This is a genomic window from Paracoccus sp. TD-10, assembly GCF_048270675.1.
In the GTDB taxonomy this organism is placed as follows: Bacteria; Pseudomonadota; Alphaproteobacteria; order Rhodobacterales; family Rhodobacteraceae; genus Paracoccus; species Paracoccus pantotrophus.
Genome location: NZ_CP182418.1, coordinates 56,285 through 82,320, shown reverse-complemented (window position 1 = coordinate 82,320; position 26,036 = coordinate 56,285). Strand labels below are relative to the sequence as shown.

Here is a 26,036-nt window from a genome sequence, read left to right as displayed (position 1 = left end):
CTTTTCTTTTGGAAATCATGCCGCCATGGGACTGGATGACATCAGGCGCCGCATTGCTGCGGCCGAGAAAGCCGCGGGCCGTGCCGAGGGCGCGGTCACGCTGATCGCCGTCAGCAAGGTGCAGCCCCCCGAACGGGTGGAATCGGTGCTGGCGGCCGGCCACCGTGTCTTCGGCGAAAACTACGTGCAGGAGGCGGCGGGAAAATGGCCCGGCTGGCGCGAGCGTTTCCCCGGCGTCGAGCTGCATATGATCGGCCCCCTGCAGACCAACAAGCTGAAGCCGGCGCTGGAGCTTTTCGACGCCATCCACACGCTCGACCGCCCCTCGCTGGCCGGCAAGCTGGCGCGGCAGGTGCAGGCGCGCGGGGCCTGCCCGCAGCTTTTCGTGCAGGTGAACACCGGGGCCGAGCCGCAGAAGGCCGGCGTTCTGCCCGACGAGGCCGATGCCTTCATCGCCCAGTGCCGGGCGCTGGACCTGGCGATTGCCGGGCTGATGTGCATCCCGCCCGAGGATCTGGACCCGGTGCCGCATTTTCGCGCCCTGCGCGATATGGCCGCACGCAACGGCCTGGCCGGCCTGTCCATGGGCATGAGCGCGGATTTCGAAACCGCCATCGCCGAGGGCGCGACCCATGTCCGCATCGGCAGCGCCATCTTTGGCGCGCGCGACTACGGCTGACCGCCGGATCGGCCGGGCCGTTAAGCCTTTATTAGCAATAAGGATGCGGGGCGGGCGGCGGCGGGATAAGGTGCTTTCGTGGGTTGCGTGATTCGCGTTGGGTTCCCGTCATGTTGTTGATCAGCAGTTTGCTCAGTTTGGTATTCGCCGGCCTTGCCGTGGATGCGACCGGCACCAGCCGCACGCCCGGCGGCGAGCATGACCCCGACGACCCGCAGCGCGAACCCTCAGATTCCGACCGGCCCAGGGGCGTGGCGACCGGGGGCAGCGAGGGTTCGGACTGGCTGGCCGGCGGCGATGGTGACGACCTGCTGACCGGCCATGGCGGCAATGACGACCTGCATGGCGGGCTGGGCAACGACACGCTGCTGGGCGGCGACGGCGACGACTGGATCTATGGCGACGGCGATTACGGGCCGGGCGGCGACGATTCCATCGAGGGCGGCGCGGGCGACGATTACCTGGCGGGGCAGGGCGGCAACGACACCCTGCATGGCGGCCCCGGCGACGACACGATCTTCGGCGGCGAGGGCGACGATCTGCTGACCGCCGGCGACGGCGACGACCTGCTCTGGGCCGGCTTCGGCAACGACACGCTGATCGCCGGCAGGGGCGAGGACGATCTGGACGGCGGCGATGGCGACGATCTGCTGATCGGCTCGGCCGAGCCCGGGCGGGCCTGGCTGCATGGCGGCGCCGGCCGCGACACGCTGCATCCCGGACCGGGCGATTTCGCCGAGGGCGGCGAGGGCGAGGATCTGTTCCTGCTCGACGCGCCGGGCGGCGACCTGGACGATCCGGGCGAGACGCTGCCGGTCATCGCCGATTTCGACCGGCAGCTGGACCGTATCGAGCTGCGCTATCACGGCGACGGCGCCGATCCCGTGGTCGCGCTGGAGCGCGAGGCCGACGGATCGGCGGTGATTCGCGTGGACGGGGTGGCCGTGGGCCGGGTGTTGCAGGCCGAAGGGCTGCGGGCGGCCGACATCGCCCTGACGCGGATCGCGCCGGGCGGCTGAGCCGCAGAAACCCCTTTCCTTTTCGGCCGATTTTGCCTATACGCCCGCATCCGACCGGGCGATTCCGGCGGATCTCTCCACGGGCCTGTGCTGGACGACATCCCGGCCTGCGCCATAACCCTTGATCCTGAAAGGAGACCCCGATGTCGATCACCGTCGAGGAAAAGAACCGCGTGATGACCGAATTCGCGACCAAGAAAGGCGACACCGGCTCGCCCGAAGTGCAGGTCGCCATCCTGTCGTCGCGCATCGCCACGCTGACCGAGCATTTCAAGACCCACAAGAAGGACAACCATTCGCGTCGGGGCCTGCTGAAGCTGGTCGCGCAGCGCCGCAAGCTGCTGGACTACCTGAAGCGCAAGGACGAAGCCCGCTATACCGACCTGATCGGCAAGCTGGGCCTGCGCCGCTGACCGTCCGGCTGCGACCCCGCGGCCCTTGGATTGCAGGAACGCCCGCGGCACAGGCCGCGGGCGTTTTGCGTTTCCCGCTTTCCGGCCGGCGCTGCGACAGCCATTAAAATCCAACGGATTGCTTTCTGGATTCCTAACGGATGGTCCTTATCCTGTGCCTGTCTTCAGACGGAGATCGCAAGATGGTAATCAGTTCACTTTTCAAGCCAATGTCCTCCTCTGCCCCTGCCGCCGCGTCGGGGGCCGGTTCGGCGCCCTTGCAGGCTGTCTCGAACGTTGTCGAGACGCTTGCCGGATTGCTGCCGGGCCGGGAGCCCGCAGGGAATGGCGGCGTCCGCTTCGACTTCTCGCCGCATGCGATGCAGGCCTCCGCCGGTGCCGCACATCCGGCCGCGGATGAGCCGGCGGCCCCTGTCATGCCGGTGGCCGAGGCGGCTGCCCCTGCCGCCGCCCCGACGCCGGTGCGGGTTCCGGTGGCGGCCGATGCCGCGGATCCGGCCGCCGCGGCTGGCGCTTCTGCCGCCGCGGTGCTGGCCCCGGCCAAGGCCGCGGGCGCGTCCGGCGGAGCCGATCCGGCCGCCCTGGACGAGGTCGCTGCCCCTGCCGCGCGCGCAGCCAGAAGCGCGGCCCGGCCTGCCGCCCCCGATGCCGAGGCGCAGGCCCGTGCCTGGGCGATCAAGGCCCAGGGCAGGGAAGGTGCGCAGACCATGGTCGAGCGCGTCGCGGCGCTCAGCAGCCGGCCCTGGCCGACCGATGCGGCCGCCGAAAGGACCGAGAAGGCCGTGCAGGCGCTCAAGACCGATCAGCAGGCCGCCGCGCCCAGGACGCTGGCCCTGGCCTGATCGCCGGATGCGCGGGACAGGACGGGCGGTTGCCGGCCGGCGCCGCCCGCCTTGTTTCGGGCAAGCGCGGGCGCCAAGCCACTTTCCATATGCCTTGATTTCCTGTATGGGGCGTCTCCATCTGTGACGTGACGCCAGGCCCCTGGGCACATGCGAAGGATAGGGGCGGCGGCAATGGGGCCGCCATTTGACACGGGACGCGACCGGAAGGGCCGGCGCGTCGCCAGAGGAAACCAGATGTTTGATGAAGTGAAGAAATCCATCCAGTGGGGCCAGGAAACGCTCACGCTGGAAACGGGCAAGGTTGCCCGTCAGGCCGACGGCTCGGTCATCGCCACCCTGGGCGAGACCAGCGTGATGGCCAACGTCACCTTCGCCAAGGAACCCAAGCCCGGCCAGGACTTCTTTCCCCTGACGGTGCATTACCAGGAAAAATACTATGCCGCCGGCAAGATTCCCGGCGGTTTCTTCAAGCGCGAGGCCCGGCCTTCGGAAAAGGAGACGCTGACCGCGCGCCTGATCGACCGCCCGATCCGCCCGCTTTTCGCCCCCGGCTTCAAGAACGAAGTGCTGGTCATGTGCACCGTGCTGTCGCATGATCTGGTCAACGATCCCGACATCGTCGCCATGATCGCCGCCTCGGCCGCGCTGACCATCTCGGGCGTGCCTTTCATGGGCCCGATCGGCGCCGCCCGCGTCGGCTTCGCCAATGGCGAATACGTGCTGAATCCCGAAGTGCAGGACATGGACCAGCTGCGCGGCAACCCCGAGCAGCGGCTGGACCTAGTCGTCGCCGGCACCCGCGACGCGGTGATGATGGTCGAATCGGAAGCCTATGAGCTGACCGAGGCCGAGATGCTGGGCGCGGTGAAATTCGGCCACGAAGCGATGCAGCCGGTGATCGACCTGATCATCGACCTGGCCGAGGCCGCCGCCAAGGAACCCTTCCAGTTCACCTCGCCCGATTACAGCGCCCTTTACGCCCGCGTGAAATCGCTGGGCGAGACCGAGATGCGCGCCGCTTATGCCATCCACGACAAGGGTGAGCGCCGCGATACCATCGAGGCCGTGAAGGTGAAGATCCTCGAAGGCCTGACCGAGGAAGAGCGGCTGGACCCGAACCTGGGCTCGGCGCTGAAGAAGCTGGAATCGGGTATCCTGCGCGGCGGCATCATCGACGGCCGCCCCCGCATCGATGGCCGCGACAACAAGACCGTGCGGCCCATCGACTGCGAAGTGGGCTTCCTGCCGCGCACCCACGGCTCGGCGCTGTTCACCCGCGGCGAGACGCAGGCGCTGGTCGTGACCACGCTGGGCACCGGCGACGACGAGCAGATCATCGACGCGCTGCACGGCAATTTCCGCTCGAACTTCCTGCTGCATTACAACTTCCCGCCCTATTCGGTGGGCGAGGTGGGCCGCGTCGGCAGCCCTGGCCGTCGCGAGATCGGCCATGGCAAGCTGGCCTGGCGGGCGCTGCAGGCGGTGCTGCCGGCGCCGACCGACTTCCCCTATACCATCCGCGTGGTCAGCGAGATCACCGAATCGAACGGCTCGTCCTCGATGGCCTCGGTCTGCGGCGGTTCGCTGTCGATGATGGATGCGGGCGTGCCGCTGAAGGCGCCGGTTGCCGGCGTCGCCATGGGCCTGATCCTGGAAGAGGACGGTCGCTGGGCGGTGCTGACCGACATCCTGGGCGACGAGGACCACCTGGGCGACATGGATTTCAAGGTCGCCGGGACGGAAAACGGCATCACCAGCCTGCAGATGGACATCAAGGTCGCGGGCATCACGCCCGAGATCATGGAACAGGCGCTGGCCCAGGCCAAGGACGGCCGGCTGCATATCCTGGGCGAGATGTCCAAGGCGCTGTCCGAGGGCCGGCGCGAGTTCAGCGCCCATGCTCCGCGCATCGAGACGATGACCATCCCGACCGACAAGATCCGCGAAGTGATCGGCTCGGGCGGCAAGGTGATCCGCGAGATCGTCGAGACCTCGGGTGCGAAAGTCGACATCAGCGACGACGGCACCATCAAGATCGCCTCGGCCAATGCCGATTCGATCAAGAAGGCCTATGACATGATCTATTCGATCGTGGCCGAGCCGGAAGAGGGCAAGGTCTATGTCGGCAAGGTGGTGAAGCTGGTCGATTTCGGCGCCTTCGTGAACTTCTTCGGCAAGCGCGACGGTCTGGTGCATGTCAGCCAGATCGCCAACAAGCGCCTGAACCACCCCAACGAGGTGCTGAAGGAGGGCCAGGAGGTCAAGGTCAAGCTGCTGGGCTTCGACGACCGCGGCAAGGTGCGCCTGGGCATGAAGATGGTCGACCAGGAAACCGGTGAAGAGATCACCGAGAAGAAAGAGGAATCGGCCGAGGGCTGAGGCTTTCGCTGCGATTCGACTGTTGGAGCCTCGGCGATGCCGGGGCTCTTCCATGTTCGGTGGAACGGGATATTAACGATGCGGGCAGATTGGCCGATTTTCATATTGACCCTGGAAGGCGATGAGGCGCGTCGTCAGCCATTGCTGGACCAACTTGCCGGAATGGGTTTGCAATGGCGCTTGATCTACGGAGTGGACGGGCGGCGGGGCTTGCCGGCTGAATATCTGTCGATGATCGACCGCGACGCCGCTCATGATCGACTGAAGCGGCCGATGACGGACTCGGAATTTGCCTGTGCCTTGTCGCATCGGCAGATTTACGAGACCATCATGGACGAAGGACTTGATGGGGCGCTCGTGCTTGAGGATGATGCAATCCTGACGCCGGACTTTCCCGACTTCATTCGTGCGGGGCATCATTTGACCGATACGTTGGCCTTGCTGGATCATTGTGGGGGTCGCGTACTGCCTTGGCAACGAAAGAAGGCCGGGCGGTGGTTAATGTATCGTCCGGCGCGACCGGCATGGCTTTGTACTGGTTACACGCTGTGCCGAAATACAGCGCAGGAACTCTTGCGTGCGACAATTCCGATCAATTTTGTGTCCGATTGGCCGGTGGATCTGTACCATCTGCGGGCTTGGCTAGTAGTCCCGCGCGTCGTGCATCACAATCCACAGGGGCAGGGACCGTCGCATTTAGCTCAGGATCGAGCCATCATGGAGATGCAGGTACCGTGCAAAAAGAAGAATTCAGCCCGCTTTCTCAAGGTAAACTATTACCGCGGACTTCTTCGGCGCAGGCTTGCGCGCCCCGTGGACTCTTAGCCTGACTTCTTCAGATTATATCATCGGTGCGAGCTTGCCCTTCCGGCCGGTGCCAGAGGCGCTGGCGGATACGCGGAGCAGGGTGATCCCCTCAAGGCGCGCCCTGGCATGAAGATGCTCGATCATGAAACCGATGACGAAATTACCAAGAAGAAAGAGGAATCAGCCAAGGCCTGAGATTTTCGTGCTCCTTTTCGAAACGCCCCCCAAAGGGGGGCTTCAGTTTCTGAGCCAATGCAGGATCGAGCGCAGCTGCCAGTCGAACTTGAGCAGTGCCCCGTGGCACGAGGCAAGTAGGCGGCGCTTCCGGTTCTTGCGTGCATCTTCCAGAGTCGAAACCGCATCGTTCATTTCGCAGATCAGTCGGGGTGCGGTGTATCGGACGGTCAATCCCAGTTCCCATGGATGAATGAAATCCTCATCCAGGGGACGAAAAACTTTCGATCTGGACAGCAACTTTCGTGCGCCATTCTGTGACAGCAGGTAGCCGACAGCGCCTGTCGCGCCGAAAAGATACTTCCGGAACGCAATTCCCTCATAGTAGAGGCTTCGGAACGGACCTTTGGCGCGGTGACTGCTGAGGCATATAATATCCCATGCCGGCAGTTGATCGACGGCTTGGGAAAATAGCGGGATCAAATCGGGTCGCGCAACTTTGAAGTCGTCCTCCAGAATCAATCGCGCGGGCTCCTTCCCTGCCGCAACAACCTGCCACGCTTGCCGGTGGCCATAGTAGCAGGCGATTTCTCCGGCAGTCATTGGGCGCTTACGCTTGCGCCGGTTCCACTTCGAATCATATAGTCGCGAGATTTCTGGGCTGGTCGTGTCGATGCTGCGTAGGAACAGAGGTGTCCAACCTTGTCGCTCTGCCTCTTGTCGGGCATGGTGCCGCCGCGGTCCGTTCTCATCCTCGATCGTGATGATCAGCGGTACTGAAATCATGGCCATGATGCCGAACCTTCTTCCTTCACTCTTGCATCGGATAACGGACTGTAGCGTATAAGCAAAACAATGTGCAGATACGGAGCCCCCTCTTGTCCCTACCCGTTTCCGCTTTCATCATCTGCCAAGACGAGGCACATGTGATAGAGAACTGCGTGCGCAGCGTCTCGTTCTGCACCGAAATTGTGGTCGTCGATTCTGGCTCTACTGATGGCACCTTGGAAATCCTGGAGCGATTGCAGGCCGAAGGCCTACCTTTGCGCGTCTTACGCGAACCTTGGCGCGGCTTCGGCGCGCAGAAGCAATTCGCGCTGGAGCAATGCACCCAACCCTGGTGCTTCAGCATCGACAGTGATGAAAGGGTCAGCCCAGCGCTCGGAGAGCGATTCCCCCAGCTTCTGGTTGATGAAGGCGTGAACGGTTGGAAAATCACGCGCTACGATTACCTGAATGGCTATGGCTATGTGCCGCCGTCGGCGCATGAACGCTACCACAACCGGCTGTTCCGCCGTGGCAAGGGCAGATTCAACACAACAGACCTGGTGCATGAAGGAATCGAAATCGACGGTGCTGTGAAAAAGGTGGCACCGGGCGGGCTTTTGCATTTCAGCCCCATCGTCCTGCATGACCAAATGCTGAAAGAAAACAAGTACTCCACCCTAAAAGCGAAGATGAAGACCGGACGTGGCAAGCCGCCTAGGCCTTGGAAGATGCTGGTCAGCCCTCCCGTGTTTTTCCTACGCTGGTATCTGGCACATGGTTTGTGGCGCTGCGGTTGGCCGGGTTTTATTCACTGTGCCAAAGGCGCGATCTATTCATTCCTCACCGAGGCGAAGCGTTACGAAAACGTGGCGATGGAGCGTATCCCGCCGGTTGAGCCTACTGATGTCCGTGGTTATTAGGCGGGGCAGAGCGCCCCGCCCGTGCTTGGTGATTTACGCCGGATCCTTGGCAAAGCGCAGATAGGGCAGGGCCTTGTTCAGTTGGCCGTATTCCGCCTCGGCCGCCGCGTCGTCCAGCGCCAGCGCCACGATCACGTCCTGGCCCGGCTCCCAGTTCGCCGGGGTGGCCAGCGGCACGCCGTCGGTCTTTTGCACCGCGTCCAGCGCGCGGATGATCTCGGCGAAGTTGCGGCCGACCGACATCGGATAGGTCATCGTCAGCCGCACCTTCTTGTCCGGCCCGATGATGAAGACGGTGCGCACCGTGGCCGAATGCTGCGGCGTGCGACCCTCGGTCGGCAGGTAGTAATCGGCCGGCAGCATGTCATAGGCCTTGGCGACCTTGAGGTCGGTGTCGTCGATGATGGCGAAATTCGCCGGGACGCCGGCCACCTTTTCGATGTCGGCCTTCCATTTGCCATGGTCTTCGGCCGAATCGACCGAGACGCCCAGAACCTTGGTGCCGCGCCTCTCGAATTCGGGAATCAGCTGCGCCACCACGCCGAACTCCGTGGTGCAGACGGGGGTGAAATCGCGCGGATGCGAGAACAGGATCGCATAGCTGTCGCCGATCCAGTCGTGGAAACTGATCTGGCCCTCGGTCGAATTGGCGGTGAAATCCGGGGCGGTGTCGTTGATGCGCAGGGACATTGCAGATCCTTTCGGTTGGCCTTTGGCGACAAGATAGGCATCTGCGGCAGATTGTCCAACTCGATCCGTTCAGTCGTGATAATTCGCGGGGCCGCTGCGGCTTGCAGCCCGGTCCCGCGGGTGCCAGTCTGCGGGCCAATCGCAGATCAAGGGAGGCTCTCATGAGCGGACTTGCCGACAAGCGGAAATTCTACATAGGCGGCCGATGGGTCGCGCCCAGCCAGCCCCATGACCTTGAGGTGATCGACCCCTCGACCGAAGAGCCGGTGGCGGTGATCAGCCTGGGCGGCCAGGCCGATACCGATGCGGCGGTGGCGGCGGCCAAGGCGGCCTTCCCGGCCTGGGCAGCGACGCCGCCGGCCGAGCGGCTGGCTTACGTCGAGAAGATCCTGGAGATCTACAAGCGCCGCGCCCCCGACATGGCCGCCGCCATCAGCGCCGAGATGGGCGCGCCGCAGGACATGGCGCTGAACGACCAGGCCGCCGCCGGCAGCTATCACATCGAGACCTTCATCGAGGCGTTCCGGGATTTCCAGTTCATCCGGCCCTTGGGTCCGCATGCGCCGACCAGCATGGTGGCATGGGAGCCGGTCGGCGTGGTCGGGCTGATCACGCCCTGGAACTGGCCGATGAACCAGGTCACGCTGAAGGTGATCCCGGCGCTGCTGGCCGGCGATACCGTGGTGCTGAAGCCCAGCGAGATCGCGCCGCTGTCCTCGGTCGTCTTTACCGAGATCGTGGACGAGGCCGGGTTGCCGCCGGGCGTCTACAACATGGTGAACGGCGACGGCGCGGGCGTGGGCACGCAGCTTTCGGTGCATCCCGACGTGGACATGATCAGCTTTACCGGCTCGACCCGCGCCGGCATCGCCATCACCAAGGCCGCGGCCGACACGCTGAAGAAGGTGGCGCTGGAACTGGGCGGCAAGGGCGCGAACCTGGTCTTTGCCGATGCCGACGAGAAGGCGGTGGTGCGCGGGGCGCGGCATTGCTTCTACAACAGCGGCCAAAGCTGCAACGCGCCGACGCGGATGCTGGTCGAGCGGTCCTTCTACGAGAACGCGGTCGAGCAGGCCCGCAAGGTGGCCGAGGAGACCGCGGTGGCGAGCGCGCACCAGCCCGGCCGCCATATCGGCCCGGTGGTCAGCAAGCCGCAATGGGACAAGATCCAGGACCTGATCCAGAAGGGCATCGACGAAGGCGCGCGCCTGGTCGCCGGCGGTCCCGGCCTGCCCGAGGGCGTCAATCGCGGCTATTTCGTGCGCCCGACGGTCTTTGCCGATGTCAGCAACGACATGACCATCGCCCGGCAGGAGATCTTTGGCCCGGTGCTGTCGATCATCCCCTTCGATAGCGAGGAGGAGGCGGTCGGGATCGCCAATGACACGATCTATGGCCTGACCAACTATGTCCAGACCCGGGACGGCGCGCGCCGCAACCGGCTGGCGCGGCAGCTGCGCGCGGGCATGGTCGAGATGAACGGGCAAGGCCGGGGCAGGGGCTCGGCCTTTGGCGGCGTCAAGGCGTCCGGCCGGGCGCGCGAGGGCGGCGTCTGGGGGCTGGAGGAGTTCATGGACAGCAAGCAGATCAGCGGCTGGGATCCGGAAGCCTGACACGCAGGGCCGCCTTGCGGGCGGCCCTTTTCCTTGCGGGGCCATGCCGCTAGCATCCGCGCCAGGAAAGGCGCGGGCGGAAAGGGCGAGGGGCGCGGAACATGAAGACGATCCTGATCACCGGCGGCGGCAGCGGCATCGGCCGGCTGACCGCGCGGCGGTTTCTTGACGCCGGCTGGCGCGTCGGGCTGATCGGCCGGCGCGAGGCGGCCCTGGCCGAGACTGCCGACGGCCATCCGCAGGCGCTGGTGCTGCCCTGCGACGTGACCGTGCCCGAGGCGGTGGATGCCGCCTTTGCCCGCGCGGTCGCGGAATGGGGCCGGCTGGACGTGCTGTTCAACAATGCCGGCGCCATCCTGATCTCGCGCCTGATCGACGAGATTTCCTGGGAGGAGTGGCAGGGCGTGGCGCGGGTGAATATCGACGGCATGTTCCTGTGCGCCCGCGCGGCCTTTCGCCAGATGCGGCGGCAGGATCCGATGGGCGGGCGGATCATCAACAACGGCTCGATCGCGGCCGAGGCGCCGCGGCCCGGCTCGGTGCCCTATACGGTCTCGAAACACGCGGTGACGGGGCTGACGCGCACGCTGGCGCTGGACGGGCGGCCCTATAACATCGCCTGCGGCCAGATCGACGCCGGCAATGCCGCGACCGAGATGATCGCCGCCGTGGCGATGCAGGGTGCGCCGCAGGCCGACGGTTCGATCCGGCCCGAGCCGGTGATGGACGCCGCGAACGTGGCCGAGGCGGTGCTGCACATGGCCAGCCTGCCCGAGGGCGCCAATGTGCTGCACATGACGGTGATGGCGACGAACATGCCCCTTGTCGGGCGCGGCTGAGCGGCCCGGCACATGCGAAAGGACAAGCGATGAAACTGCTGCGCTATGGCCCGCCGGGCCGGGAAAAGCCGGGGCTGCTGGACGGCGAGGGCCGCATCCGCGACCTGTCGGCCCATGTCGCCGATATTGCCGGCACGGTGCTGACCCCCGAGGGGCTGGCCGGGATCGCGGCGCTGGAGCTGGACGGGCTGCCCATCGTCTCGGGCCAGCCGCGGCTGGGGCCCTGCGTGGGCCATGTGCCGAAATTCGTCGCCATCGGGCTGAACTATGCCGACCATGCCGCCGAGGCCGGGCTGCCGGTGCCCTCCGAGCCGGTGGTGTTCAGCAAATGGACCAGCTGCATCATCGGCCCGGACGATGACGTGGTGATCCCGCCCGGCGCGCGGAAGACCGATTGGGAGGTCGAGCTGGGTGTGGTCATCGGTTCGCGCGCCAGCCAGGTGTCTGAAACGGCGGCGCTGGAGCATGTCGCCGGCTATTGCGTGGTCAACGACATCAGCGAGCGCGAATGGCAGGCCGAGCGCGGCGGCACCTGGGACAAGGGCAAGGGCTTCGACACTTTCGGCCCGATCGGTCCCTGGCTGGTGACGCGCGACGAGGTGCCCGACCCGCAGGCGCTGGATCTGTGGCTTGAGGTGGACGGTGTGCGCCGCCAGCAGGGCTCGACCGCGACGATGATCTTCGGCGTGGCCGAGATCGTCGCCTATTGCTCGCGGCTGATGACGCTGATGCCGGGGGACGTGATCACCACCGGCACGCCGCCCGGCGTCGGCATGGGGGCGACGCCGCCGGTCTTCCTGCGCGGGGGCGAGGTGATGCGGCTGGGCATCGAGGGGCTGGGCGAGCAGCGCCAGAGGGTGCGCAGCCGCGATTGACGGCGCGGGTGGACGAGTATTCCGGAAACGGTGAAGCGGAGAGGCCGCGCGCAAGCCGGCCAGGCCGCGCCGGGCGGCACGGGGGCATGGGTATTTGGAGAACGAAGAAGGCCGTCAGGCTTCGGCGGCCAGGGTTTCCGCCAGCGTGTCGGTCCTGGTGAAATAGTCCGGCGACAGCCGCAGCACGCCAGGCAGGTCCAGCAGCACGCGGCGCAGGTGCTGGCGGATGGCGGCCTCGGCCCGGTCGGGGTCGCGGGCGGCGATCGCCTCGGTCACGGCGCGGTGCTGGGACAGCATGATGTCCTTGGGCGTCATCGCCGTCAGCAGGTGGCGGGCGCGGTCGAGATGCATCTTCATCTGCTGCAGGTGGTTCCAGACCCTTGCCTTGCCGGCGATGCCGGCCAGGGTGGCGTGAAATTCCTCGTCCAGCTGGGCCAGGGCGGCGGGGTCGGCCTCGGCCTCTTGCCGGGCGATCTGGTCGAACAGGGCTTCGTGCTGCGCTTGCCGGGCGCAGGCGGCGGCCAGGCGCACGATGTCGGCCTCGACCGATTCGCGGATGAAGCGCGTGCACAGCACCCATTCCATGTCGATGCGGGTGACGAAGGTGCCGCGCTGCGGCCGCACCTCGAGCAGGCCCTCGCCGGCCAGGCGGATGAAGGCTTCGCGGACCGGCTGGCGCGACAGGGCGCATTGGTCGGCGATCTCCTGTTCGGAGAGGCGCGTGCCGGGCGGCAGCTCGCCGCGGATGATGCGCTGGCGCAGGCGGGCGTGCAATTGCGCCGCGAACGGGGGCGGGCCCCCGGCGGCGGAAAGGGTTTCGGTCGATGCGGGGTCCATGAATCCTCCCTGGAACCCGCATTAGTTCGGGACCGGACCTTGCGTCAACCTTTCGGGCGGCGGTGAAAGCTCATCACCGTGGTCTGGCGATAGAGCTGGCCCGGCTCCAGCCGCGCCGAGGGATAGCCGGCATGGTTGGGCGCGTCCGGCCAGAGCTGGGATTCCAGCGCGATGCCGGCATGGCGGCCATAGGGCCGGCCACAAAGGCCCGGTGCGCCGGGCGCCAGGTGGTCGCCGGCATAGATCTGGAGCCCCGGCTCGGTCGAGCGCAGGGTCATGGTCAGCCCGCCTGCCTGGAGCACCGCCACCTTGCGCGGCACGATGCGGCGCCGGTCCGAGAGGCAGAGGTTGTGGTCGATGCGCGGCCCGTCCAGCCGCTCGCCCAAGGGGACGGGATTGCGGAAATCCAGATGCGTGCCCTGGACCGTCGCGGGGCCGCCGCGCGGGATCATCTCCTCGTCCACCGGCAGGTAGGTCTCGGCCGGGACGGTCAGCCGGTGGCCGGCCACGGTCTCGGTGCCGTCCAGGTTGAAATAGCTGTGCTGGGCGAAGTTGCAGAAGGTGGTGTCGTCCGAGGTGGCCAGGATCGTCAGCATCAGGACCGGGCCGGGCAGGATGGACCAGGTCGCCCGGATCAGCATGGCGCCGGGAAAGCCCATGTGGCCCGCGGGCAGGTGGTCGGCCAGCGCCACCGAGCTTTCGTCCCAGTCGGCCAGCATCCAGTTGCGCGTGCCGCAGCCGTCATGGCCGCCATGCAGCATGTGGCGGCCGTCCTGGTTGCGGTCCAGTTGCAGCCTTTGCCCGTCCAGCACCGCGCGGCCGTGGGCGATGCGGTTGGCATGGCGCCCGATCACCGCGCCGAAATAGCGGCCCTCGTCCAGGTAGGGCGCGAGCCGCGGAAAGCCCAGCACCAGCGGATGCCCGACCCCGGCCAGCCGCAGATCCTGCAGCGAGGCCCCCAGCGTGATGACCGAGGCTGTCAGCCCATGGCCCGAGATCGTCGCCTGCATCACCGGCCGGCCGTCCGGCAGCAGGCCGAATGCACGTGGCATCATGCGCGGACCCGCGGTTCGGGCCGGCCCTGGGCGCCGGGGTCCAGCAGCCAGGTCCGGCCGTCCTGCGGCCCGTGCCTGCCCTCGGCGGCGCTGGTCACGATCAGCTGCGCAAGGCCGGGGCCGCCGAAGGCCGGGCAGCTGGGCTGGCTGGCGGGCAGGGACAGGCGGCGCAGCAGCCGGCCGTCCGGTGCATGGCAGACGACCGAGCCGTTGCCCCAGCGCGCGTTCCAGAACCGGCCCTGCGCATCGGTGACGGCGCCATCGGGGAATTGGTCGGTCCCGGCCAGGTCCAGGAAGACGCGGGCCTCGGCGCAGGGCCAGCCCTGTTCGTCCAAGTCTTGCGACCAGACGGTCTGGGCGGCGGTGTCGGCGAAATAGGCCAGGCGACCGTCGGGAGAAAAGCAGATCGCATTCGGGATGGACATGTTTCCCCGCAACAGGCGCAATTCTCCGTCAAGATACCGATAGATCGCGCCTGTTCCAGCCCTTCCGTTGCGTGCCATGGTACCGATCCAGAATCCGCCGAAAGGATCGGCCCGCCCGTCGTTCGAACGGTTGCCGGGCCGGTCGGCCTCCAGCGGTGCCAGCCGTTCCTGCCGGCCGTCGCGCAGGTCGAAGCGGATCAGCGCGGTTTCGCTGGCGATCAGCAGCCGGTCGCGGTCGATCCAGCCCGCGGCCGAGACCATTTCGCCGAACCGCCATTCCAGTTCGTTCCCGTCCTGCCGCGACAGCAGCCGGCGACCGAGGATGTCGAACCAGAAGGGCTGGGCGCGTTCGGGATGCCAGAAAGCGCCTTCGCCCAGTTCGCAGATGCGGGAGTCGAAGACCCGCGCGTTCATGCGCAGGCCCGCAGCGCCGCCACGATGTCGCGCGCGCGGGCGGCGACCGTCTCGGGCCCGTCGCCGGGGCGATAGAGCGCGCTGCCGATGCCGAAGCCCTGCGCCCCGGCATCCAGCCATTCGGCGAAATTCGCCGGGCCGGCGCCGCCCACGGCATAGACCGACAGGTCGGGCGGCAGCACGGCGCGCAGCGCCCTGAGCATGCCGGTGCCGGCCTGGTCGGCGGGAAACAGCTTCAGCCCGGTCGCGCCGGCACCGATGGCGGCGAAGCATTCGGTGGCGGTGAAGACGCCGGGCCAGGATTGCAGGCCGCGCGCCCGCGTCGCGCCGATCACCGCCGGATCGGTATTGGGCGAGACGATCAGCCGCCCGCCGGCATCGGCCACCTGCGCCACCTGATCCACCGTCAGCACGGTTCCGGCACCGATGGTCGCCTGCCCGGCCAGCGCCCCTGCCATCAGCCGGATGCTGTCCAGCGGGTCGGGCGAATTCAGCGGCACCTCGATGCGGTCGATGCCGGCATGGACCAGGGCGCGGGCGACGGGCAGGGCATCGGCCGGGGTCAGGCCGCGCAGGATGGCGATGATGGGCAAGGTCATGGATCCTCCGGCGAATCGAGGCGGGCGGCGGCAAGGCTCTCCGGGACCGGCGCCGTGCCGTTCTTGTGGCATGGCTGCGCGCCGGCCGCCAGCAGCGGGCTTTCGTGAAGCCGCGCCAGGTCGGGCGTGCCGACGATCATGGCCGGGCCGTCCTGCCGGAAGCCGCGCGCCGCGGCGCGTTCGGTGCCGATCAGTTCGTCCGGGATCAGCGGGTCGACCTTTTGCGACAGCGCCTTGGCGATCCCGATCGGCTGCCGCCCGCCCATGCCCGGGCCGCCGGCCTTGGTTTGCGGGCCCCGCGCAGCCCGGCCTGCGCCGGCAGGTCGGCGGGATGGCGGTTGGTCTTGCGGCGGTCGATGACGCCGCGCCGCGCGATCCCTTTGCCCGGGAGAATGTTCTCGGCCACCGACATCCGTCGCACCGGCGCCAGTTCCCCATGGGTGATGACGATGCCCGGTGCCTTGCCGTCCCTGATGGCGCGGAATGCCGTCGGCCGGCCGTCATGGAGGATCTCGCAGCGCCGGACGGCCATGTTGACCTCGTCCAGGGCCTTCACGCCGGGAAGTTCCTTGGCGATGCCCCGCATTTGCAGAATCGCGTCCATGGCCACCCCTGCGATGCCCGATGGCGCGGTCGCCACCGCCGGCGGCGGCGCATGGGAAGCTCGCTTCAACCGGTCCCCGGCGTAATGGCCCGAACCGATCAGCGCCTCGGCAAGGTATCTTTCGGTCACGGCCACCGGCTCCAGCAGGCATGAGGGCGCGGGCTCGAGGCTTTCGGTTTCGTTCACCTCGGGCATCTCGCCCTGCATCATGGCATCGACCATGGCGGCCGCCTTTGCGGTCGGGGCCGGCCGGCGCTTCCCCTTGCTGCATGGGATGCGGAAAATCCGGCTCCTGCCTCGATTTCGCGTGGCGGCGGTGGCCGACCGCCTGGCTCGCTGCGGGGGCCGTTCCGGCCGGCATGTCCGTCCATCCAGCGGAATGCGAATGTCCATACCATAGCTGGGATGCGGATGCCGGCCTGTATTGCCTCAGGCATCGGCGCAGAGGTCGGACCAATCGGGATGGCGCTCGAACTGGGCGCGCACATAGCTGCATGCCGGCACGATCAGCACGCCGCGCGCCCGCGCATCCGCAACCAGCCGCCGCACCATCGCGGCGGCCGCGCCCGAGCCGCGCATGGCGTCTGGCGCATAGGTGTGGTCGGCGACGATGATGCCGGGGCCCCCGGCATGCCAGGTCAGCTCGGCCTCGCCCTCGATTCCGGGCATGGCAACGGCATAGCGGCCGGAGCTGCCGTAATCCTCATGGGTGACATGGATGGTCGGTTGCACCATGGTTACCTCCGTCTCGTTGCCGCCATAACGCATGGCGCGCCCGATCCGGTCCATTCCCGGCGCTTGCGACGTTGCGGCAAGCGGCCTGCCGTCAGCCCGGCTGCGGGCGGGGCGATCCGTCCCGGTTCGGCGCCGGCCTGGGATCCAGCGTCAGGATGCGGCGCAATTCCGGCGAGAACGGCCCGGCAAGCTGTTCCAGCATGGCGATGTCGATCTGGATGCCGCCCATGCCGTCCTTGATGGCGCGCAGCCCGGTGCGGTGCCAACGCCCGCCCAGCCTGCGCTCGATTTCCAATGAGTTCGAGCCGCAGTCGAGCGGCAGGCGCAGATGCCGGTCAAGCCGCAGGTAAAGCGGCACCGGCCGGCCCTTTCGCGCGCTGCCGACCAGGCGCAGCCCCCGCTTGGCGCTGGGGTGCGCATGCAGAGGGGTTTCGCCCAGCCCGACGGCCAGCTCCACGAGCATGCGGCGCGAGATATAGCCGGGAACGGCGGCAGCTTCGGCCGTGCCGGTCCCGTCCTGCGGCCCGGCAGAGGTTTGCGATTCGGCGGTCGGCGGCGTATTGGCCAGGATCGCTGCCTGGGCGGCCGAGACCTCGGCCTCGGCGATGTCCTGCGGCGGGCCGGTGGCGATCAGGCCTTGGCCGCCGCCGACGGTGGGCGCGAGCCCGGCCCGGATCATCTCGCACATGACATCCTCGAGCCGGGAAAGTCGCTCGATCGCCTCGCCCATGGCGGCGCGAACCTCGTCCAGCCCGTCGGAAGGGCCGGAAACCTGACGCAGCGGAAGGGTCACGCCCTTACCGGGCCGGCCTTTCCCCGTCTTTCCGATTCCCTTTGCCATCGCGCTCCGCCGCCCTTCGACATTGCCTTGGCGGCAATCCTATGGCCCCGCGGCGCGCTTGGCCATATTTGTCTTGAGAGGCGGCGGGAACGGGCCGATGGCCCGGTCAGGCGCGTTCGGAATACTCGAAAAGCTCGGTATTGACGACGATGTCCTCGTCCACGCCGACAAAGGGCGGGATCATGACACGCAACCCGTTGTCCAGGATCGCCGGCTTGAAGCTTTTCGCGGCGGTCTGGCCGTTCAGCACCGGCTCGGTCTCGGCCACGCGGCAGATCACTTTCTGGGGAATGCGCACCGACAGCGCCTCGTCGCCGTAATATTCGACCGCTGCGATCATGCCGTCCTGCAGGAAGGGCCGCCGTTCACCCAGCAGGTCGGCGTCCAGTTCGGTCTGCTCGAAGGTCTCGCTGTCCATGAACACCAGCTTGCCGTCGGATTCGTACAGGAATTGCTGGTCCTTGGTTTCCAGCTGCACCTGTTCGACCTTGTCCTCGGAACGGAAGCGTTCGTTCAGCTTGCGCCCGTCGCGCAGGTTCTTCAGTTCGACCTGGGCAAAGGCGCCGCCCTTGCCGGGCTTGACGTGGTTCACCTTGACCGCCGCCCACAACCCGCCGTCATGGTCCAGCACGACACCGGGCTTGATTTCATTGCCATTGATCTTGGCCATTCAGGATCACCTTGAAAAATTTGGAAAATCGCCCAGGGTTCGGGGGTTGAACCGCGATTGCGCGCACCTATATCCATTGCCGTGCCTCATGGCAACCGAAACGCCTTTCAAGCGTTGTCAAGGGTGCCTTCGCATTTCTGCATGTCGCAAGATCGTTGCTTTTGGCGGCTATTCTGCGTATCTGCCGGGGCTTGCGCCCCGTGCATGGCGGTCATGCGGCTGGAGGCATACCGAATCACGGCGCGGATGGGCTAAGCCGGCCAGCGCCGCCTATGAGGCAAGATGATGCAGCAGCCTTGGCAAGGGCCGAGGTGCGGGGGCTCCGCAAGAAAAACAGGATAATGATGATGCGCGATTTCGTGGATGGCTCGGCTTTCAATTTCGAACAGGGACAGCGGGCCCGCAAGCTTTTTGCGGCCGTTGTGCTGGCTGCGCTGGACGATGCGATCGCCGATGACAAGAAATACGGCAACGGGCCCGATCAGATTGCACGTTGGGCACGCTCGCGCGATGGGCGCGAGGTGCTGTCCTGCGCCGGCATCGACCCGAACGAGCGTGTCGTGAAGGGGCTGATGGAATTCGTGGCCAAGGGCGTGCGCACCTCGGTCGCGCTGTCGCGCGAGGAAAGCGAACGCCGCCACGCCGCGGAAGAGGCCGACGCGGCGTAAGCGCGTCCGCCGCGCATTGGCTGGGCCGTCCCGAGGGGCGGCCTTTTCATGGGGCTGGGGGCGATGCGGCGGCAGCTTTGCGGGACGGAGCTGCCAATGATGGATATATCTCGTCCTCAGGGCCGGGAGGCGTGGAAAGCCTGTGCCACGCATCCCTAAACCGTGGCTGATCGTAGGCCTTGGGTTGGAGCCAGTATGACTGCACCCCGGCGCGGCTCTTTGCGGGATCGCTATGAAAACAAAGATCTATAACCTCCTGCCGGGTCATGATGAAGCAGGTCGGGGTGTCCGATTTCGCGTTGATCGTAATGATCCACCAATCCGACCGAAGGTTGCTTAGATTCGATCCCAGTCCAACCGGAGCTCTCTTAGACAGGCCCTTGCTTTGTACCCCGAAGATAATGGTCTCCGCATCGTTCGCGCAGTACAGGTCGCTTCCCTTCGCATTTCGCGTCGTCGGCATCACGTTCCAGCCCTTCTTCGAGAGCTGCCATGCGACATAATGCATGGCGGCATTTCCCGTTGCTTGCGATGATTTTACATCCACGTTGATGCCCTCCGCCTCTAATTGGCGGAAGATTAGTCTCAGCCTTTCCTATCGGACAAGTCCGACGCGGCTCGCGCTACGTCGCGCCCGAACAACGATTTGCAAGTATGTTGCACACCGACGAGATCTGTGCTTCATGGTCCACTTCGGGCCGCGCCTTCCTCTGCTCCAGAAAAGGCTGCGTCTTGCTGCTACCTGCCCGAATGTCTCTGATGGGCTCCCAACCACCCCTTACCCGAACAGATACAGCGCCAGCGGCGCGATGATCGAGGTCAGCACCGCGTTCAGCCCCATGCCGATGCCGGCGAAGGCGCCGGCGGTCTCGTTCACCTGGAAGGCGCGGGCCGTGCCGATGCCATGCGCGGCCACGCCCAGCGAAAAGCCGCGCGCCCGCCAGTCGCGGATCCCCAGCGCATTCAGCAGCGGCGTGGCGATGATCGCGCCGAAGATGCCGGTGATCAGCACCAGGACGGCGGTGATCGTGGGCTCTCCGCCCAACCCCTCGGCGATGCCGATGGCCACGGGCGCGGTGGTGGATTTCGGCGCCAGGCTGGCCAGCATCACCTCGGACAGCCCGAAAGCCTTGCCGATGGCCAGCGCCGAGACCACCGCCGTCGCCGAGCCCGCCAGCAGCGCCGCGACCAGCGGCAGCGCCGCTTTCCTGACCCGGCGCAGGTTGTCGTAAAGCGGCATTCCCAGTGCCACCGTGGCCGGGCCCAGCATGAAATGCACGAATTGCGCGCCCTCGAAATAGGTCTGGTAGCTGGTGCCGGTCAGCCCCAGCACGCAGGCCAGCAGGATCACCGCGCACAGCACCGGATTGGCCCAGCTTTGCCGGCCCATGGCGCGAAAGAAGCTGTCGCCCAGCCAATAGGCGATCAGCGTCGCCGTCAGCCACAGCAGCGGCCCTTGCGTCAGATAGCTCCAGATCAGCGCCGCGTCGGTCATTCCTCGGTCCCGCCCGTCCAGCGCACCACGGCGCGGAACACCAGCGCCCCCGCGGCGATGGCCAGCGCGGTCGAGACGGTCAGCGCCAGCGCCACCGCCAGCCCGTCGCTGCGAAACTGCCCCAGATGCGCCACCACGCCCACCCCCGCCGGCACGAAGAACAGCGACAGATGGCCCAGGATGCCGGTGATCACCGGGCGCAGCATCTCGGCCAGCGCCGGGCGCAGGCTGCAGGACAGCACCAGCAGCAGCAGGCCCAGCACCGGACCGGGCAGGGGCAGGCCAAGGCTGCGGGTGGCAACCTCGCCGATGAGCTGGAAGACCAGGATGATGGCAAGCGCGGGAATCATGCCGGCCAGATTAGCAGCGGATTTCTTGTGGTGAACCCTTAAATCTTGTGGATAACCGCCCAAGCCCCGCCATATCTTGGGGTTTGTGTTGACTTGAGCGCCCCGATGGCGAAAAATCCGGGGGATTTGAACGATCGTCGTGGACCCTTCGCATTGCGTTTCGACCGCCTGCGCCTCAATGGTTTCAAGAGCTTCGTGGACCCGACCGACCTGGTCATCCACGAGGGGCTGACCGGCGTGGTCGGCCCGAACGGCTGCGGCAAGTCGAACCTGCTCGAGGCGCTGCGCTGGGTCATGGGCGAAAACCGGCCTACCGCCATGCGCGGCGACGGGATGGAAGATGTGATCTTTGCCGGCACCGCGCGGCGTTCCGCCCGCGCCCATGCCGAGGTCACGCTGACCATCGACAACAAGGACCGCCTCGCCCCCGCCGGGCTGAACGATGCCGACGCGCTGGACATCACCCGCCGCATCACCCGCGACGCCGGTTCGGCCTATCGCATCAACGGCAAGGAAGTGCGGGCGCGCGACGTGCAGATGCTGTTCGCGGATGCCTCGACCGGGGCGCATTCGCCGGCGCTGGTGCGGCAAGGGCAGATTTCCGAGCTGATCAACGCCAAGCCCAAGGCAAGGCGGCGCGTGCTGGAGGAGGCGGCGGGGATTTCCGGCCTCTACCAGCGCCGGCACGAGGCCGAATTGCGGCTGAACGCGGCCGAGGCGAACCTGACCCGCGTCGACGACACGCTGGACCAGCTGTCCACGCAGGCGGCCAGCCTGGCGCGGCAGGCCCGCGCCGCCGCGCGCTATCGCGAGATCGGCGCCGCGCTGCGCCGGGCCGAGGGCGTGCTGCTGTATCGCCGCTGGGCCGAGGCCGACCAGGCCAAGGCCGCGACGGCCGAGGCGCTGCGGGCCGCGATCCGCGCCGCCACCGAGGCCGAGGCCCAGGCCCGCCACGCCATCGCCGCCCGCGAGGCGGCCGAGGCGAAGCTGCCGCCGCTGCGCGAGGAGGAGCAGGTCGCGAGCGCCATCCTGTCCCGCGCCACCGTGGAACGCGAGGCGCTGGACGAGGCCGAGGCCCGCGCCGCCCAGGCGATCCAGACGCTGCTGGCGCGCATCGCCCAGCTCGACCGCGACATCGAGCGCGAATCGGCGCTGAACCGCGATGCCGGCGAGGTGATCGAGCGGCTGGAATGGGAAAGGCGCGAGCTGGAAAAGGCCGGGCAGGGCCATGATGAGCGGCTGGAGGCCGCCGGCCATGCCGCCGAGGAGGCCACCGGGGCGCTGCGCGAGGTCGAGTCCAAGCTGGCCGAACTGACCGACGAATCCGCCCGCCTTGCCGCCCGTCACCAATCCGCCGAGCGGCTGGTCCACGACCTGCGGCAGATGCGGGACCGCGCCACCCGTGCCGCCGCCGAGGCCGAAGCCGCCGCCGCCCGCGCCGCCGATGCCGGCGCCGAGGCCGATGCCGCCCGCGAAGCTGCCGAGGAATCGCAGGAAGAGGCCCGCGAGCGCGTCGAGGCCGCCGAGGCGGCGCTGGCCGAGGCCGAGGAGGCCCGCGCCGCGCTGGAGGCCGAGGAATCCGCCGCCCGCGCGGCACGGGCCGAGGCGGAGGGCGAGGTTTCGGCGCTGAATGCCGAGATGGCGGCGCTGAAGCGGCTGGTGGAACGCGGGCAGGGCGGCGATTCGATCCTGGATCTGGTGCGGGTCGCACGCGGCTACGAGACGGCCTTCGGCGCGGCGCTGGGCGACGACCTGGGTGTCGGGCTGGCCGAGGACGGCTCGGGCTGGCACCGGCTGCCGGGCTACGGCTCGCCGCAGCCGCTGCCCGCGGGCGCCGAACCTTTGGCGCCGCATGTCGAGGCGCCAGAGGCGCTGGCGCGGCGGCTGTCGCAGGTCGGGCTGGTCGCGGATGCGGCCTTGGGCGCGGCGATGCAGCCTGCACTTGCCCCCGGCCAGCGGCTGGTCACGCGGGCGGGCGACCTGTTCCGCTGGGACGGCATGCGGGTGATGGCAGGCGAGGCGGCGTCCTCGGCCGCGCTGCATCTGCAAAAGGTCAACCAGCTGGCCGAGCTGGCCGAACAGGCCGAGGCGGCGCAGGCCCGCGCCGAGGATGCGCAGGCCGCGCATCAGGCGCTGCGCGACCGCCACCTGGCCGCGGCCGAGGCCGAGAAACGCGCCCGTGATGCCAGGCGCGAGGCCGAGCGCGGGCTGTCGGATGCCGTGCGCGCCGTCACCCGCGCCGAATCCGAGCTTTCCATGGCACAAAGCCGCGCCGAATCGGCCCGCGCCGAACTGGCCCGGCATCGCGAGGATGCGCTGGACGCCCGCGCCCGGCTGGCCGAGGCCGAGCAGGCGCTGGCCGAGCTGCCCGACCGCGGCGCGGCGGCCGCGGCGCTGGACCATGCCCGCATGGGCGTCGAGGCGGCGCGCATCGCCACCATGACCCGGCGCAGCGGGCTGGACGAGCTGCGGCGCGAGGCCAATGCGCGGGTCAAGCGCCTGCAAGAGATCGCCAAGGAGGAATCCGGCTGGCGGCTGCGGCTAGACCAGGCCGGCACCCGCGCCGCCGAACTGGCCGCCCGCCGCGATCAGGCCGCGGCCGATCTGGAGGAAGCCGAGGCCCAGCCCGAGATCCTGGCCGAGCGCCGCGGCGTGCTGACCGAGGCCGAGGCGCAGGCCGCCGCCCGCCTGGCCCGCGCCCGTGCCGCGCTGTCGGCCGCTGACCAGGCGCTGCGCATCGCCGCCGAGGCCGAGCGCGAGGCCGAGCGCGCCGCATCCGACGCGCGCGAGACCCGCGCCGCCCGCGAGGCCCGCGCCGAAGCCGCCATCGAGGCCGAATCCGCCGCCCGGTTGCGCATCCACGAAGAACTGGAGGCCACGCCCGAGGCGCTGCTGGACTCTCTGGGCGAGGTCGAGGAGATCGCCGCCGAGGCGCTGGAGGAGCAGATCGCCCGGCTGCGCCAGCAACGCGACGCGCTGGGGGCCGTGAACCTGCGCGCCGACGAGGACAAGCGCGAGCTGGAGACCGAGCGCGACCGGCTGGGCGCCGAGAAAGAGGATCTGACCGAGGCGATCCGCAAGCTGCGCCAGGGCATCGGCAGCCTGAACCGCGAGGGGCGCGAGCGGCTGCTCTCGGCCTTCGACACGGTGAACGCCAATTTCACCACCCTGTTCACGCATCTGTTCGGCGGCGGCGAGGCGCGGCTGGTGCTGGTCGAATCCGACGATCCGCTGGAGGCGGGGCTGGAGATCATGTGCCAGCCTCCGGGGAAAAAGCTCTCGACGCTCAGCCTGCTTTCGGGCGGCGAGCAGACGCTGACGGCGCTGGCGCTGATCTTTGCGGTGTTCCTGGCCAATCCGGCGCCGATCTGCGTGCTGGACGAGGTGGATGCGCCGCTGGACGACGCCAACGTCACCCGGTTCTGCGACCTGATGGACGAGATGACGCGGCGGACCGAGACCCGCTTTCTTGTGATCACGCACCACGCCGTCACCATGTCGCGCATGGACCGGCTGTTCGGCGTGACCATGGTGGAACAGGGCGTCAGCCAGCTGGTCAGCGTCGACCTGAAGCGCGCGGAGGCTCTGGTGGCCTGACGCGCAAAGCGGTAATCAGCGCGCGATTTCCGCAATGGAGAAGATGATGCGAACCCTGGTTCCCCTTGTGCTGGCGGCGCTGATCCAGGCGCCCGCGGCGCAGGCGCAGGTCATGGGCGATCCCGAGGTGATTCGCCTGCTGATGGCGGATTTCGGCCTGCCGGCCAAGCTGGTCACCGACGGCGCCGGCGATCCGCTGATCGAAAGCCGCATCGACGGCACCAGCTTTCAGGTCTATTTCTACCAATGCGAACAGACCTGCGCGGCGATCCAGTTCTCGGCCGGGTTCGACCTGGACGATGCGATGCCCGAGAGCATGGCGAATCGCTGGAACCGCGAGAAGCGTTTCGGCAAGGTCTGGCTGGACGAAACCGGCGATCCCTTCATCGAGATGGATATCGGGGTTGCGGGCGACGGCATCGGGCGCAAGAATTTCGACGACGCGCTGGACACCTGGCGCATCGTGCTGAGCGATTTCCGCGACTTCATCGACTGGTAGGAGGATAGCATGTCCATCGAGACGAAACTGGCAGAGCTGGGGATCACGCTGCCCGACGCGCCCGCGCCGGCGGCGAATTACGTGCCCTATGTGATGACGGGCAACCTGCTGTTCGTTTCCGGCCAGATCAGCCCGGCCAAGGGCCGCCTGGGCGCCGACCTGGCGGTCGAGGAGGGGGCCGAGGCGGCGCGCGGCTGCGGCCTGGCGCTCTTGGCGCAGGCGCGGGCGGCGCTGGGGTCGCTGGACCGGGTGGTGCGGGTGGTCAAGCTGACCGGCTTCGTCAACTCGACGCCCGAATTCACCGACCAGCCCGAGGTGATCAACGGCTGCTCGAACCTGATGGTCGAGGTCTTCGGCGACAAGGGCCGCCATGCCCGCGCCGCCGTCTCGGCCCCGGCGCTGCCGCGCGGCGTCGCGGTCGAGGTCGAGGCGATCTTCGAGTTCGCCTGATGGGTCTTCACCCGGATTTCCTGCGCCTGCCGATTGCCCATCGCGGGCTGCACGGGCCGGGCGTGCCGGAAAACAGCATGGCGGCGTTCCGCGCCGCCATTGCCGCGGGCTATGGCATCGAATGCGACATCCAGCGCGCCGCGGACGGCACGGCGCTGGTGTTTCACGACGACGACCTGCCGCGCCTGACCGGGGCCGAGGGGCTGGTCAGCGCCCTGGGCATCGACGCGCTGTCCATGTTGCGCATCATGGGCACCGAGGAGCATATCCCGACGCTCTCGGAACTGCTGGACGAGGTCGCGGGCCGGGTGCCCTTGCTGATCGAGATCAAGGACCAGAGCCTGCGCGTCTCGGCCGAGGTGGGTGATCTGCAGGCCGAGGTGGCGCGGCTGCTTTCCGGCTATGACGGCCCGGTCGCGGTCATGTCCTTCAACCCGCATGCGGTCGCGGCTTTCCACGCTGCCGCGCCGGGGGTGACGGTGGGGCTGACCACCTGCGGCTATGAGGCCGTGGACTGGCCGATGCTGGACGACGTCACCCGTGCGCATCTGGCGGCCATCGCCGATTTCGACCGGGTGGGGGCCGGCTTCATCTCGCATGACCGCCGCGACCTGGGCAATCCGGCGGTGGCGGCGCTGAAGGCGCGCGGCGTGCCGGTGCTGTGCTGGACCGTGCGCTCGGCCGCCATCGAGGCCGAGGCGCGCCGCGTCGCCGACAATATCACATTCGAGCATTACCTGCCTGCCAAGCCCTGACAATCGCCGCGCCCGCGCCTA

General features: G+C 67.7%; 28 protein-coding genes. 15 read left to right on the top strand and 13 right to left on the bottom strand.

Features of this window, described 5'->3' with window-relative positions; all coding sequences use genetic code 11:
- The first annotated feature begins 25 nt into the window (after positions 1 to 25).
- The 6 genes from ACNKFW_RS00400 (at position 26) to ACNKFW_RS00375 (ending at position 6,160) form a co-directional block, all read left to right on the top strand.
- Positions 26 to 679, top strand: coding sequence for a YggS family pyridoxal phosphate-dependent enzyme (locus tag ACNKFW_RS00400; protein ID WP_147427414.1), 654 nt, complete (start codon positions 26 to 28; stop codon positions 677 to 679).
- 128 nt (positions 680 to 807) lie between these two features.
- A complete protein-coding gene (locus ACNKFW_RS00395; protein WP_244314564.1) occupies positions 808 to 1,698 on the top strand; it encodes a calcium-binding protein in 891 nt (296 codons plus the stop codon).
- A 143-nt stretch (positions 1,699 to 1,841) separates the two neighbouring features.
- A complete protein-coding gene (rpsO, locus tag ACNKFW_RS00390) occupies positions 1,842 to 2,111 on the top strand; it encodes a 30S ribosomal protein S15 (RefSeq protein WP_024842753.1) in 270 nt (89 codons plus the stop codon).
- A gap of 182 nt (positions 2,112 to 2,293) precedes the next feature.
- Positions 2,294 to 2,953 carry a hypothetical protein gene (locus ACNKFW_RS00385; RefSeq protein WP_147427412.1) on the top strand — a complete coding sequence of 220 codons (660 nt, stop codon included), beginning with the start codon at positions 2,294 to 2,296 and terminating at the stop codon, positions 2,951 to 2,953.
- 237 nt (positions 2,954 to 3,190) lie between these two features.
- Positions 3,191 to 5,335, top strand: a complete 2,145-nt coding sequence (gene pnp, locus ACNKFW_RS00380; RefSeq protein ID WP_024842751.1) for a polyribonucleotide nucleotidyltransferase — start codon at positions 3,191 to 3,193, stop codon at positions 5,333 to 5,335.
- 78 nt (positions 5,336 to 5,413) lie between these two features.
- Complete coding sequence (locus ACNKFW_RS00375; protein ID WP_167521758.1) at positions 5,414 to 6,160, top strand: glycosyltransferase family 25 protein; 747 nt, start codon at positions 5,414 to 5,416, stop codon at positions 6,158 to 6,160.
- Between the two features lie 219 nt (positions 6,161 to 6,379).
- Here ACNKFW_RS00375 and ACNKFW_RS00370 read toward each other — a convergent pair whose 3' ends face one another.
- Positions 6,380 to 7,108, bottom strand: coding sequence for a glycosyltransferase family 25 protein (locus ACNKFW_RS00370; protein ID WP_074990271.1), 729 nt, complete (start codon positions 7,106 to 7,108; stop codon positions 6,380 to 6,382).
- Between the two features lie 86 nt (positions 7,109 to 7,194).
- Here ACNKFW_RS00370 and ACNKFW_RS00365 point away from each other — a divergent pair, with 86 nt between their 5' ends.
- Complete coding sequence (locus ACNKFW_RS00365) at positions 7,195 to 8,004, top strand: glycosyltransferase family 2 protein (RefSeq protein WP_143091226.1); 810 nt, start codon at positions 7,195 to 7,197, stop codon at positions 8,002 to 8,004.
- Positions 8,005 to 8,037: 33 nt separating this feature from the next.
- On the opposite strand, the gene ACNKFW_RS00360 is transcribed toward ACNKFW_RS00365, so the two are convergent.
- Positions 8,038 to 8,694: a peroxiredoxin gene (locus ACNKFW_RS00360; protein ID WP_074990268.1), complete on the bottom strand. Its 657-nt coding sequence runs from the start codon at positions 8,692 to 8,694 to the stop codon at positions 8,038 to 8,040.
- 161 nt (positions 8,695 to 8,855) lie between these two features.
- Here ACNKFW_RS00360 and ACNKFW_RS00355 point away from each other — a divergent pair, with 161 nt between their 5' ends.
- The 3 genes from ACNKFW_RS00355 to ACNKFW_RS00345 all read left to right on the top strand — a co-directional run bounded on the left by ACNKFW_RS00355 (position 8,856) and on the right by ACNKFW_RS00345 (position 12,021).
- Entirely contained in the window at positions 8,856 to 10,307 is a 1,452-nt protein-coding gene (locus ACNKFW_RS00355) for an aldehyde dehydrogenase family protein (RefSeq protein ID WP_147427410.1), read from the top strand.
- A 101-nt stretch (positions 10,308 to 10,408) separates the two neighbouring features.
- Positions 10,409 to 11,146, top strand: a complete 738-nt coding sequence (locus ACNKFW_RS00350) for an SDR family oxidoreductase (RefSeq protein ID WP_024842744.1) — start codon at positions 10,409 to 10,411, stop codon at positions 11,144 to 11,146.
- A 29-nt stretch (positions 11,147 to 11,175) separates the two neighbouring features.
- Positions 11,176 to 12,021, top strand: coding sequence for an ureidoglycolate lyase (locus ACNKFW_RS00345; protein WP_024842743.1), 846 nt, complete (start codon positions 11,176 to 11,178; stop codon positions 12,019 to 12,021).
- A 114-nt stretch (positions 12,022 to 12,135) separates the two neighbouring features.
- On the opposite strand, the gene ACNKFW_RS00340 is transcribed toward ACNKFW_RS00345, so the two are convergent.
- The 9 genes from ACNKFW_RS00340 to efp form a co-directional block, all read right to left on the bottom strand.
- Entirely contained in the window at positions 12,136 to 12,858 is a 723-nt protein-coding gene (locus ACNKFW_RS00340; protein WP_074990264.1) for a GntR family transcriptional regulator, read from the bottom strand.
- A gap of 44 nt (positions 12,859 to 12,902) precedes the next feature.
- Positions 12,903 to 13,913, bottom strand: a complete 1,011-nt coding sequence (locus tag ACNKFW_RS00335; RefSeq protein ID WP_024842741.1) for an aldose epimerase family protein — start codon at positions 13,911 to 13,913, stop codon at positions 12,903 to 12,905.
- Positions 13,910 to 14,752 (bottom strand): SMP-30/gluconolactonase/LRE family protein, encoded by an 843-nt coding sequence (locus tag ACNKFW_RS00330; protein ID WP_024842740.1) that lies wholly within the window; start codon positions 14,750 to 14,752, stop codon positions 13,910 to 13,912. Before ACNKFW_RS00330 ends, ACNKFW_RS00335 begins: the two co-directional genes overlap by 4 nt.
- On the bottom strand, positions 14,749 to 15,351 hold the full coding sequence (locus ACNKFW_RS00325) for a 2-dehydro-3-deoxy-6-phosphogalactonate aldolase (RefSeq protein WP_147427409.1): 603 nt from the start codon (positions 15,349 to 15,351) through the stop codon (positions 14,749 to 14,751). Before ACNKFW_RS00325 ends, ACNKFW_RS00330 begins: the two co-directional genes overlap by 4 nt.
- Entirely contained in the window at positions 15,348 to 15,617 is a 270-nt protein-coding gene (locus ACNKFW_RS00320; RefSeq protein WP_147427408.1) for a 2-dehydro-3-deoxygalactonokinase, read from the bottom strand. Before ACNKFW_RS00320 ends, ACNKFW_RS00325 begins: the two co-directional genes overlap by 4 nt.
- Entirely contained in the window at positions 15,557 to 16,090 is a 534-nt protein-coding gene (locus ACNKFW_RS00315) for a hypothetical protein (protein ID WP_147427407.1), read from the bottom strand. The genes ACNKFW_RS00320 and ACNKFW_RS00315 overlap by 61 nt, the downstream gene beginning before the upstream one ends.
- Positions 16,091 to 16,384: 294 nt before the next feature.
- Positions 16,385 to 16,744 (bottom strand): GNAT family N-acetyltransferase, encoded by a 360-nt coding sequence (locus ACNKFW_RS00310; protein WP_338068516.1) that lies wholly within the window; start codon positions 16,742 to 16,744, stop codon positions 16,385 to 16,387.
- Between the two features lie 37 nt (positions 16,745 to 16,781).
- Positions 16,782 to 17,483, bottom strand: a complete 702-nt coding sequence (locus ACNKFW_RS00305) for a hypothetical protein (RefSeq protein WP_147427406.1) — start codon at positions 17,481 to 17,483, stop codon at positions 16,782 to 16,784.
- A gap of 154 nt (positions 17,484 to 17,637) precedes the next feature.
- Positions 17,638 to 18,201, bottom strand: a complete 564-nt coding sequence (efp, locus tag ACNKFW_RS00300; RefSeq protein WP_024842735.1) for an elongation factor P — start codon at positions 18,199 to 18,201, stop codon at positions 17,638 to 17,640.
- Positions 18,202 to 18,548: 347 nt separating this feature from the next.
- On the opposite strand from efp, the gene ACNKFW_RS00295 reads away from it, so the two are divergent.
- Positions 18,549 to 18,869, top strand: coding sequence for a DUF6280 family protein (locus ACNKFW_RS00295; protein WP_024842734.1), 321 nt, complete (start codon positions 18,549 to 18,551; stop codon positions 18,867 to 18,869).
- Positions 18,870 to 19,647: 778 nt separating this feature from the next.
- Here ACNKFW_RS00295 and ACNKFW_RS00290 read toward each other — a convergent pair.
- Together ACNKFW_RS00290 and ACNKFW_RS00285 are read right to left on the bottom strand one after the other, a co-directional pair.
- Positions 19,648 to 20,364, bottom strand: coding sequence for an LrgB family protein (locus ACNKFW_RS00290; RefSeq protein WP_024842732.1), 717 nt, complete (start codon positions 20,362 to 20,364; stop codon positions 19,648 to 19,650).
- Positions 20,361 to 20,714 (bottom strand): CidA/LrgA family protein, encoded by a 354-nt coding sequence (locus tag ACNKFW_RS00285; RefSeq protein WP_147427405.1) that lies wholly within the window; start codon positions 20,712 to 20,714, stop codon positions 20,361 to 20,363. The genes ACNKFW_RS00290 and ACNKFW_RS00285 overlap by 4 nt, the downstream gene beginning before the upstream one ends.
- Before the next feature lie 153 nt (positions 20,715 to 20,867).
- Between ACNKFW_RS00285 and ACNKFW_RS00280 the strand changes: the two genes are divergently transcribed.
- The 4 genes from ACNKFW_RS00280 to ACNKFW_RS00265 are packed head-to-tail and all read left to right on the top strand — an operon-like array spanning position 20,868 to position 26,015.
- Positions 20,868 to 24,311, top strand: a complete 3,444-nt coding sequence (locus ACNKFW_RS00280) for a chromosome segregation SMC family protein (RefSeq protein WP_147427404.1) — start codon at positions 20,868 to 20,870, stop codon at positions 24,309 to 24,311.
- Between the two features lie 43 nt (positions 24,312 to 24,354).
- Positions 24,355 to 24,810, top strand: coding sequence for a YbjN domain-containing protein (locus ACNKFW_RS00275; RefSeq protein WP_244314565.1), 456 nt, complete (start codon positions 24,355 to 24,357; stop codon positions 24,808 to 24,810).
- 9 nt (positions 24,811 to 24,819) lie between these two features.
- Positions 24,820 to 25,260 carry a RidA family protein gene (locus tag ACNKFW_RS00270; RefSeq protein WP_024842728.1) on the top strand — a complete coding sequence of 147 codons (441 nt, stop codon included), beginning with the start codon at positions 24,820 to 24,822 and terminating at the stop codon, positions 25,258 to 25,260.
- Positions 25,260 to 26,015 carry a glycerophosphodiester phosphodiesterase family protein gene (locus tag ACNKFW_RS00265; RefSeq protein ID WP_147427403.1) on the top strand — a complete coding sequence of 252 codons (756 nt, stop codon included), beginning with the start codon at positions 25,260 to 25,262 and terminating at the stop codon, positions 26,013 to 26,015. The genes ACNKFW_RS00270 and ACNKFW_RS00265 overlap by 1 nt, the downstream gene beginning before the upstream one ends.
- Positions 26,016 to 26,036 lie beyond the last annotated feature (21 nt).

Coding starts and splice junctions, on each gene's coding strand:
- ACNKFW_RS00400 (WP_147427414.1), top strand. CDS start 26: ATGGGACTGGATGACATCAGGCGCCGCATTGCTGCGGCCGAGAAAGCC.
- rpsO (WP_024842753.1), top strand. CDS start 1,842: ATGTCGATCACCGTCGAGGAAAAGAACCGCGTGATGACCGAATTCGCG.
- ACNKFW_RS00385 (WP_147427412.1), top strand. CDS start 2,294: ATGGTAATCAGTTCACTTTTCAAGCCAATGTCCTCCTCTGCCCCTGCC.
- pnp (WP_024842751.1), top strand. CDS start 3,191: ATGTTTGATGAAGTGAAGAAATCCATCCAGTGGGGCCAGGAAACGCTC.
- ACNKFW_RS00375 (WP_167521758.1), top strand. CDS start 5,414: ATGCGGGCAGATTGGCCGATTTTCATATTGACCCTGGAAGGCGATGAG.
- ACNKFW_RS00370 (WP_074990271.1), bottom strand. CDS start 7,108: ATGGCCATGATTTCAGTACCGCTGATCATCACGATCGAGGATGAGAAC.
- ACNKFW_RS00360 (WP_074990268.1), bottom strand. CDS start 8,694: ATGTCCCTGCGCATCAACGACACCGCCCCGGATTTCACCGCCAATTCG.
- ACNKFW_RS00355 (WP_147427410.1), top strand. CDS start 8,856: ATGAGCGGACTTGCCGACAAGCGGAAATTCTACATAGGCGGCCGATGG.
- ACNKFW_RS00350 (WP_024842744.1), top strand. CDS start 10,409: ATGAAGACGATCCTGATCACCGGCGGCGGCAGCGGCATCGGCCGGCTG.
- ACNKFW_RS00345 (WP_024842743.1), top strand. CDS start 11,176: ATGAAACTGCTGCGCTATGGCCCGCCGGGCCGGGAAAAGCCGGGGCTG.
- ACNKFW_RS00340 (WP_074990264.1), bottom strand. CDS start 12,858: ATGGACCCCGCATCGACCGAAACCCTTTCCGCCGCCGGGGGCCCGCCC.
- ACNKFW_RS00335 (WP_024842741.1), bottom strand. CDS start 13,913: ATGATGCCACGTGCATTCGGCCTGCTGCCGGACGGCCGGCCGGTGATG.
- ACNKFW_RS00330 (WP_024842740.1), bottom strand. CDS start 14,752: ATGAACGCGCGGGTCTTCGACTCCCGCATCTGCGAACTGGGCGAAGGC.
- ACNKFW_RS00325 (WP_147427409.1), bottom strand. CDS start 15,351: ATGACCTTGCCCATCATCGCCATCCTGCGCGGCCTGACCCCGGCCGAT.
- ACNKFW_RS00320 (WP_147427408.1), bottom strand. CDS start 15,617: ATGGGCGGGCGGCAGCCGATCGGGATCGCCAAGGCGCTGTCGCAAAAG.
- ACNKFW_RS00310 (WP_338068516.1), bottom strand. CDS start 16,744: ATGGACCGGATCGGGCGCGCCATGCGTTATGGCGGCAACGAGACGGAG.
- efp (WP_024842735.1), bottom strand. CDS start 18,201: ATGGCCAAGATCAATGGCAATGAAATCAAGCCCGGTGTCGTGCTGGAC.
- ACNKFW_RS00295 (WP_024842734.1), top strand. CDS start 18,549: ATGCGCGATTTCGTGGATGGCTCGGCTTTCAATTTCGAACAGGGACAG.
- ACNKFW_RS00290 (WP_024842732.1), bottom strand. CDS start 20,364: ATGACCGACGCGGCGCTGATCTGGAGCTATCTGACGCAAGGGCCGCTG.
- ACNKFW_RS00285 (WP_147427405.1), bottom strand. CDS start 20,714: ATGATTCCCGCGCTTGCCATCATCCTGGTCTTCCAGCTCATCGGCGAG.
- ACNKFW_RS00275 (WP_244314565.1), top strand. CDS start 24,355: ATGATGCGAACCCTGGTTCCCCTTGTGCTGGCGGCGCTGATCCAGGCG.
- ACNKFW_RS00270 (WP_024842728.1), top strand. CDS start 24,820: ATGTCCATCGAGACGAAACTGGCAGAGCTGGGGATCACGCTGCCCGAC.
- ACNKFW_RS00265 (WP_147427403.1), top strand. CDS start 25,260: ATGGGTCTTCACCCGGATTTCCTGCGCCTGCCGATTGCCCATCGCGGG.